We start from the raw sequence: 7,863 nt of genomic DNA, 5'->3' as shown, positions 1-7,863 counted from the left end.
AACCAGCGCGGCACGGCGGAGCAGTGGATCAAGGAGGGCAAGAACGCGGTGAAGTGGACGCGGCTGTCCTGTGGCACGATGAAGGCCAACGCCGTGCGGCTGCAGCTTCACGCCCTGGCCTACAACCTGTCCAACTTCCTTCGCACGCTCGCCCTGCCGGAGGAGATGGAAAGCTGGTCGCTGACCACGATCCGCGAAAAGGTGGTGAAGATCGGCGCGAAGGTGATCGCCCATGCCCGCTACGCCGTCTTCCAGATGGCCGTGGTTGCCGTGCCGCGCGATCTATTCCGGCGAATCCTCGACATGATCGACGATCTGCGACCGCGAGAGCCGACACCATGCTGACGGTAGGAAGCGGTCGCGCGAAGCCGGCGACAGGCGAAGTGCGCCCGCATTGTTGCAAAACCAGCGAGGATCGCACGACTGGGACGTGGCATGGCGGTCAAGCCGACGATCTTGCTGCGACGGACGTTTTCGCTACGCGCCTCCACCTTCCAACGGGACCAAGGCTGGGCTATTCTGCCGTCAATCGGAGTCGGAAGGGCCGCCTATCTGGGAAATGTTGGATGAAACATGGCCCAGGTCGGCCCATCCGGCGGAGAACGGATCGACGTTCGGACCGAGCGTCTCCTCGACCAGCTGGCGTAGTTCCGCGATCAACGCATTCAACTCCTGCGCGCAGCTTGCCTCTTTCGACCAGAAGAGGCTGACATGCAGCTTCGAGAGCGCAGTCTGCCTGAACGGAGCTACGAGATCGCCCCACCGGATAGCGTCGGCCACGTTGATGCGCTCCCCAAGGGCGACGCCATGGCCGTCGCGCGCGGCGAAGTAGGCTGCGGAGGAGCTTTCGAACTGCACGCAGCGGTTTGGATCGAACTCGCCGCCCCCCGTCAGCCGGAACCATTCGCGCCATTCGGCAACCAGCTGCCTGGAGACCAGCAGCGTGTGGCTGGCGAGGTCCGAAGGCGTTCGCAAAGGTTGGGGTCCGGACAGAAGCTTGGGGCTGCAGACCGGAGTGTAGACTTCGCGGAAGAGCCGGGCCGATCCGCCGCGGTCCGCCTCGGCCGGCGCGAACTCATCGGAGAGGATCATCAGGTCTGCGCCTCTCGGCAAGATGGCGGCTCGGCGCAGGCCAAGGTCGATCTGCACCTCATGGCGCGGCAGCACGGCCTTCAGCCTCGGCAGCCTCGGCAGAAGCCATTGCGTGCCGAAGGTGGGCAGCGCGTGCAGATGGACGAGTCCACGCATCCGCGCGCTGCCGCGGATGGACTGCGTGGCGGAGCGGATCTGGTCCAGGCTGATCGACACGCGCTCGAAGTAGCCCTTGCCGGTTGGGCTGAGCCTCACGCCCGAGGCGGTGCGCTCGAACAGCGCGACGCCAAGCTCGCTCTCGAGCATGGCGATATATCGGCTGATGGAGCTCGTCGAGGTCGACAGCCGTTCGGCGGCCCGCGTGAAGCTCTCCGCGTCGGCGGCTGCGTGGAAGGCGCGCAGAGCGTTCAACGATGGCAGGTCGTCGTGGCGGGCCAAGGCTGCGCCCCTCTTCTCATTTTTAGAACACTAGGTTCTCGCTTCTCTTTTTGCAACCTTCTAGCAAGGTCGTTTACCAGTCCTCCCAAGACGTTGAGGCCGAACGGCTGCGCAAGTCGCGGCCATGGCGCGTCGCATCAACCGTCGGAGGGCCGCATGCGCAAACTCGCTTTCACCTTGCTCACCTGGCTGTCACTCGTTTCGCCTGCCCTGTCGCAGGCGACCGACGGCGGGACGATCCGGTTCGCCACCGAAGGCGCCTACAAGCCGTGGAACTTCAAGGAGGCCGACGGCAAGCTGCAGGGCTTCGAGATCGACATCATCAACGAGGTCTGCGGACGGCTCAGGGCGAACTGCACGACTGTCGCATCGCCCTTCGACGGCTTGATCCCCGCCCTCAACGCCTCGCGCTTCGACGTCATCGTCGCCAGCCTGACCATCACGGCGCGCCGCCGGGAGGCGATCGACTTCACACGGCCTTACGCGAACTCCGCGCGGACGTTTTACGTGACGCCGGCAAGCTCCGTGCGGGCCCTCAGCCTCGGCCTGGACGACATCGACCTCGACGCGATCGGCCCCAATGAGACGGAGGCGTTGAACCGTCTGCGCACCGCGCTTCGCGGCAAGGTGGTTGGCGTCCAAGTCAGGACCACGCTCGAGACCTTCCTGAACAAGTATCTCACCGGCGTGGTGCAGGTGCGCACCTACGACACCCAGGAGAACGTGGACCTCGACCTGGAAGCCGGCCGGCTCGACGTCGCCATGGCGAACACGGCCTACACCATGCCTGCGATCAAGGACGGCAAGAAGTTCACGCTGATCGGGCCGCGATTTCGCGGCGACGTGTTCGGCGAGGGCCAAGGCATGGGCGTCCGCAAGGCCGACGGCCAGCTGCGCGCCCGGCTCGACGCCACGCTCAACGCGATGCTGGCCGACGGGACCCTTCGCCGGCTATCCGACAAGTGGTTCGGGTTCGACCTGATCCCCGTCATGTGACCGACGCCTCCGCCGGTAGGGCGCGGTGAACCTTCAGCTTCTGTCGTTCGGGCCGCAGGGCTGGGCCGACGAACTCCTGCACGGCCTTGCGGTCACCGCCGCGACGTCAGGGGCCGCGTTCGTCCTCGCCTTGCTGTTCGGAGCGCTCGGCGCCGCGTCGAAGCTGTCCGGCTCTTGGCCCCTGAGGGCGCTGGGCCAAGGCTACACGACCGTGTTCCGCGGCGTGCCTGAGCTCCTGGTGCTCTACCTCGTGTTCTTCGGCGGGGACATGCTTCTCTCGGCGGTCGCGCAGACCGTGTTCGGCGTCGGCGGAGGCTTCAAGACGCCGGTCTTCGCCGTCGGCGTCCTGGCCATCGGCATCTGCGCGGGCGCCTATTGCGCGGAGGTGATGCGGGGCGCGGCGCTCGCCGTGCCGCGCGGAGTCCTCGAGGCGGCGGACAGCCTCGGCCTCACCCGGTGGCAGAGGTTCAGGCTCGTCCTCGCGCCGATCGCGCTGCGGATCGCGCTGCCAGGCCTCGGAAACATCCTTCAGATCACCATCAAGGAAAGCGCGCTCATCTCCGTCGTCGGGCTCGCGGAGCTGTTGAGGCAGGCCGCCGTCGCCGCCGGCTCCACGCGCCAGCCCTTCACCTTCTACATCGCGGCGGCCTTCCTGTTCTACGCGCTCACCCTCCTGATACAGGTTGGGACCCGGCGCGTCGAGCGCAGGATGCGGCGGGCCTGACATGGACCTTGGATTGATCGCAAGCTCGATCGGACCCCTCGCGTCCGGGGTCCCCACGACCCTGGCGCTCGCCGCGGCGGCGCTCGGCATCGGCTTCGTGCTGGCGGTGCTGATCGCGCTCGGACGGCGCTCGGGCGTGATCCTCGTCGAGGCGCCCTGCCGCTTCTTCGTCTCGTTCATGCGGTCGACGCCGCTGCTCGTGCAGATCTTCATCGTCTATTACGGATCGGGCCAGTTCGCGGCCGAGCTTCGCGCCTGGGGGCTGTGGCCCTATTTCCGCGATCCGTGGTTCTGCGCGATCCTGGCGCTCTCCTTGAACTCCGCCGCCTACGGCAGCGAGATCATCCGCGGCGGTTTGGACTCGGTCGACCGAGGCCTCAAGGAGGCCGGCCTGTCGCTCGGCCTGACGCGGATGAAGCTGTTCGTCCTCATCGAGTTTCCGCTCGCGATCCGGCAGGCGCTGCCCGGCTACGGCAACGAAGTGATCTCAATGATCAAGGCCACGGCGCTCGCGAGCACGATCACCATCGTCGAGATCACGGGCGTGGCGCGCAACCTGATCTCGGAGACGTTCCGCCCGCTCGAGATCTTCATCGTCGCCGGCGGCCTTTACCTCGTCCTGAACGCGTTGGCCGCTTTCGCGATCGCAACGCTTGAGAGGCGGCTGGCACGGCACCGGCAGGCGGACCCAGCCGCAGGCAAGGCGACGAAGGCACGCCCGCTCGCCGCCGCAACTTTGACGGAACCCGTACGATGACAAACACACGTCAACACGCCGCTCCCCCACAGCCTGTGACCGGCCGGTCGCAGCCGCGCTACGCGGGCGTTGCCACCTTCATGAAGCTTCCTCTCATCGACGCGGAGGACGCCAGCGGCGTCGACGTCGGCTTGGTTGGAGTGCCTTGGGACGGAGGGACCACCAATCGCCCCGGCGCGCGCCTTGGCCCCCGCGAGATGCGCGGTGCCTCGACCCAGATGCGGTCCTACAACGACGCGACAGGGATCGAGCCCTACGCCATCGCAGCCTGCGCCGATCTTGGCGACGCGCCTGTAAATCCGCTCGACTTTGCCGGCACGCTGGCTTCGATCGAGCGCTTCTTCGCGTCGCTGCGGAGCCAAGGCGTCCGGCCGGTCACGGCGGGGGGCGACCATTTGACGACTTTGCCGATCCTGCGGGGCCTGCACGCGGGAACGCCGGTCGCCCTGGTGCACTTCGACGCTCATTCCGACACGGTCGACCGTCAATTCGGCGTGTCGCTGCTTGGTCACGGGACCGTCTTTCGCCGGGCCGTCGAGGAAGCGCTGATCGACCCCGCACGCTCGATCACGGTCGGCCTGCGGGGCGGTTCCTACGCCGCCGACGCGCTGGACTGGACGCGCGAACGAGGATTTCGCCTTGTCTTCGCCGAGGAGGCGCACGAGCTGGGTCCCCGGCGGCTCGTCGAGGAGGTCCGGCGCCGCGTCGGCGACGGTCCGGCCTACGTCACCTTCGACATTGACTGCCTCGATCCCGCCTTTGCGCCGGGAACCGGCACCCCAGAGATCGGCGGCCTCACAACATTAGACGCGCAGATAATGGTGCGGGGGTTGACTGGCCTTGACGTAGTTGGCGCCGACGTAGTCGAGGTCGCACCGCCGCTCGACCCGTCCGGGCTCACGACGCTCACGGGCGCGACCTTCATGTGGGAGCTGCTGTGCGTCGTCGCGGAGGCCTCGCGCCGCGCCCAAACCTGACATACGAACCGTCTTGGGAAAGTCAATCATGGACAAAGTCTTTCCGCCGGGGCTCATGCGGACCCACCACCGCGCGGACGTGAGCTTCACGCACGGCGAAGGGCCATGGCTCTACGCCTCCGACGGCCGGCGTTTCCTGGACTTCGTCTCGGGCATCGCCGTCAACAGCCTTGGCCATGCACATCCCGAACTGCTGGCCGCCATCTCACGGCAGGCATCGCGGCTGATTCACGTCTCCAACCTCTACCGCGTGGCCGAGCAGGAGGCCTTGGCGGACCGGCTTCGTGAAGCGACCTTCGCGGAGGCCGTTTATTTCTGCAACTCCGGCGCGGAGGCTGCGGAAGGAGCCATCAAGCTCGCTAGACGAACCTGGTTCGAGGAAGGACAGCCGGAGCGTAACCGGATCGTCACGCTGACCGGCGCCTTCCATGGACGAACCATGGGGGCGTTGGCGGCGACAGGCAACGCCGAGTACGCGCGCGGCTTCGCCCCTTTGCCCGAGGGCTTCGACCAGATCCCCGCCAATGACGTGCAGGCGCTCGAAGCCGCCGTCACCGAGCGGACGGCGGCGATCATGTTCGAGCCGATCCAGGCTGAAGGGGGCCTGAGGCCGATTAGTCCTGAGTTCCTGCACGCGGTCGAGACGGTGCGGAAGCGAACCGGAGCGTTGGTGATGCTCGACGAGGTGCAGAGCGGCGTCGGTCGGACCGGCTCGCTGTTCGCCTACGAGCAGCTGGGGCTGACGCCCGACATGATGATGCTCGCGAAAGGGCTCGGCGGCGGCGTTCCGATCGGCGCCGTGCTCGTGTCGGGCCGGGTGGCTTCGAGGATCGGCCCCGGCAGCCATGGATCGACCTTCGGCGGCAATCCGCTCGCCATGGCGGCGGGATGCGCCGTTCTCGACGTGGTGCGCCGACCCGGTTTCCTGGAGAACGTCTCGCGCCTGGGCGAACGCCTCCAAGCCTCGGGCCACCAGCTTGTCGAACGCTATCCGAGCGTCTTCAGCGACGTGCGAGGACGCGGACTGCTGTTCGGCATGCGCTGCGTCCGCAAGAACGCCGACATGGTGGCGGCGGCGTTCGAGCGGGGGCTGCTCTGCCATACGGCGGGCGAGAACGTCCTGCGGCTGCTTCCTCCGCTCATCATCGAGGCTGAGCATGTCGACCACGCGATGAGCGTGCTGGAGGATGTTGCCCGCTCTGCCTCACGGGAGGCCGCATGACCGTCCACCCAAACTTCGTCGCCGGCGAGGCTTCCCCGGTCCTCGACGCGCTCAACAACCTCAACCCGTCGGATACACGCGACGTCGTGGGCCACTACGCGCACGGAGACGCGGCGGACGTCGACGCGGCGGTGGCGGCGGCGGCGGACGCCCTCCCGCGCTGGCGGGCGACGAACGCGGCGGCGCGCGCCGAGATCCTCGACAAGATCGGCTCCGAACTGATCGCCCGCGCGGCCGAGCTCGGCGACCTGCTGGCGCGCGAGGAGGGCAAGACGCTGAAGGAGGCAGCCGGCGAGGTCCTGCGCTCGGGCCAGCTCTTCAAGTTCTTCGCCGGCGAGGCCTACCGCGCGACGCGCGAGGGGTATCCCTCCGTCCGCGACGGCATCGAGCTCACCGTGGAGCGCGAGCCGCTCGGCGTGGTCGGCGTGCTGACGCCGTGGAACTTCCCCGTCTCGATCCCAGCCTGGAAGATCGCGCCGGCGATCGCCTATGGCTGCACGGTCGTCTTCAAGCCGGCGGAACTGGTCCCGGCCTCCGCCTGGGCGCTCGCTGAGATCATCGGCCGCTGCGGCTTGCCGAAGGGCGCGTTCAACCTCGTCATGGGCCATGGCGCGGTGGTTGGCGACGCGATCGTGCGCCATCCGGGCGTCGCCGGCGTCAGCTTCACGGGCTCCACGAAGGTGGGCAAGGCGATCGGCCATGCGCTGTTCGAGCGCGGCGCGAAGATGCAGCTGGAGATGGGCGGCAAGAACCCGCTCGTCGTGCTCGACGACGCCGATCTCGATTTGGCTATCGATTGCGCCGTGCAGGGCGCCTTCTTCTCGACGGGCCAGCGCTGCACGGCCTCATCGCGGCTGATCGTGACCAGAGGCATCCATGACGCCTTCGTGGCGGGCATGGTGGAGCGGCTGAAGCGGCTGAAGGTCGGCGACGCCCGCGCGCCCGACACGGAGATGGGCCCGGTCGCCTCGCAGGCGCAGCTCGACATCGACGCGCGCTATGTCGCGATCGGCCTCAGCGAAGGGGCCGAGATCGTCCATGGCGGCCGTGTGATCGACGGGCCTGCTCCGGGCTACTGGCACGAGCCGACGCTGTTTGCAGGGGCCAGCAACGCCATGACGATCAACCGCGACGAGATCTTCGGACCCGTGGCCGCCGTGATCGAAGCCGCCGACTACGATGAGGCGCTGGCCATCGCCAATGACTGCGAGCAGGGCCTCTCCAGCGGCATCGTCACCCGCGACGAGACGGTCATCCGTCATTTCCGTGCCCATGCGGAAGCCGGCATGGTGCAGGTCAATTTACCCACCGCCGGCATGGATTTCCATGCGCCCTTCACCGGCCGCAAGAACTCCGCCTACGGCCCGGCCGAGAAGGGCCCTTACGCCCGCGAGTTCTTCACCGAGCTGAAGGTGGTCCATGAGCGCCTCGGTTAGGGGCGCCAGGTTCAGGAAGCGAAAGGATTCGATCGGCGCGTCCCTTCGTTGGCCAGGCGGAGCCGGGCTAAAGCAGTTTACTAGGCTGCAAACTCATAAAGAGGATAGCGGTTTCGAGCGAATAGTGATTCAAGCTCCCGAAAGGGAGGGTTGCGATGGCGCGCTACGATCTGACGGATTTCGAGTGGCGGGCGATCCAGCCCGTTCTGCCGAACAAGCCG

At 67.2% G+C, this 7,863-nt stretch carries 8 protein-coding genes; 7 read left to right on the top strand and 1 reads right to left on the bottom strand.

Annotation, left to right across the window (positions count from 1 at the left end):
- Window positions 1-345: transposase (locus ACKOED_RS04240; RefSeq protein WP_408915330.1), on the top strand; the 345-nt coding region annotated here is incomplete at its 5' end.
- Window positions 346-525: 180 nt separating this feature from the next.
- Here the strand turns inward: ACKOED_RS04240 and ACKOED_RS04235 are convergent.
- A complete protein-coding gene (locus ACKOED_RS04235) occupies window positions 526-1,530 on the bottom strand; it encodes a LysR substrate-binding domain-containing protein (protein ID WP_408915329.1) in 1,005 nt (334 codons plus the stop codon).
- A 156-nt stretch (window positions 1,531-1,686) separates the two neighbouring features.
- Here ACKOED_RS04235 and ACKOED_RS04230 point away from each other — a divergent pair, with 156 nt between their 5' ends.
- From ACKOED_RS04230 to ACKOED_RS04205, 6 genes are all read left to right on the top strand, one after another.
- Entirely contained in the window at window positions 1,687-2,526 is an 840-nt protein-coding gene (locus ACKOED_RS04230) for a transporter substrate-binding domain-containing protein (RefSeq protein ID WP_408915328.1), read from the top strand.
- A 25-nt stretch (window positions 2,527-2,551) separates the two neighbouring features.
- Window positions 2,552-3,250, top strand: coding sequence for an ABC transporter permease (locus tag ACKOED_RS04225; RefSeq protein WP_408915327.1), 699 nt, complete (start codon window positions 2,552-2,554; stop codon window positions 3,248-3,250).
- A 1-nt stretch (window position 3,251) separates the two neighbouring features.
- On the top strand, window positions 3,252-4,007 hold the full coding sequence (locus tag ACKOED_RS04220; RefSeq protein ID WP_408915326.1) for an ABC transporter permease: 756 nt from the start codon (window positions 3,252-3,254) through the stop codon (window positions 4,005-4,007).
- An 80-nt stretch (window positions 4,008-4,087) separates the two neighbouring features.
- Entirely contained in the window at window positions 4,088-4,984 is an 897-nt protein-coding gene (gene speB, locus ACKOED_RS04215) for an agmatinase (protein ID WP_408915325.1), read from the top strand.
- Window positions 4,985-5,012: 28 nt separating this feature from the next.
- The gene (locus tag ACKOED_RS04210) at window positions 5,013-6,206 is read left to right on the top strand and encodes an aspartate aminotransferase family protein (RefSeq protein ID WP_408915324.1); all 1,194 of its coding nucleotides are present in this window, start codon (window positions 5,013-5,015) and stop codon (window positions 6,204-6,206) included.
- Window positions 6,203-7,642: an aldehyde dehydrogenase family protein gene (locus tag ACKOED_RS04205; protein ID WP_408915323.1), complete on the top strand. Its 1,440-nt coding sequence runs from the start codon at window positions 6,203-6,205 to the stop codon at window positions 7,640-7,642. The genes ACKOED_RS04210 and ACKOED_RS04205 overlap by 4 nt, the downstream gene beginning before the upstream one ends.
- The last annotated feature ends 221 nt before the right edge of the window (window positions 7,643-7,863 follow it).

The sequence above is a fragment of the Aestuariivirga sp. genome, assembly GCF_046093005.1.
Classification (GTDB): domain Bacteria; phylum Pseudomonadota; class Alphaproteobacteria; order Rhizobiales; family Aestuariivirgaceae; genus Aestuariivirga.
The sequence above is the reverse complement of the archived record's forward strand: the minus strand, read 5'-3'. Positions and strand labels throughout refer to the sequence as shown.

Bases quoted from the DNA above. Each gene is read 5' to 3' on its own strand.
- ACKOED_RS04230 (WP_408915328.1), top strand. From the start codon at position 1,687: ATGCGCAAACTCGCTTTCACCTTGCTCACCTGGCTGTCACTCGTTTCG.
- ACKOED_RS04220 (WP_408915326.1), top strand. From the start codon at position 3,252: ATGGACCTTGGATTGATCGCAAGCTCGATCGGACCCCTCGCGTCCGGG.
- speB (WP_408915325.1), top strand. From the start codon at position 4,088: ATGAAGCTTCCTCTCATCGACGCGGAGGACGCCAGCGGCGTCGACGTC.
- ACKOED_RS04210 (WP_408915324.1), top strand. From the start codon at position 5,013: ATGGACAAAGTCTTTCCGCCGGGGCTCATGCGGACCCACCACCGCGCG.
- ACKOED_RS04205 (WP_408915323.1), top strand. From the start codon at position 6,203: ATGACCGTCCACCCAAACTTCGTCGCCGGCGAGGCTTCCCCGGTCCTC.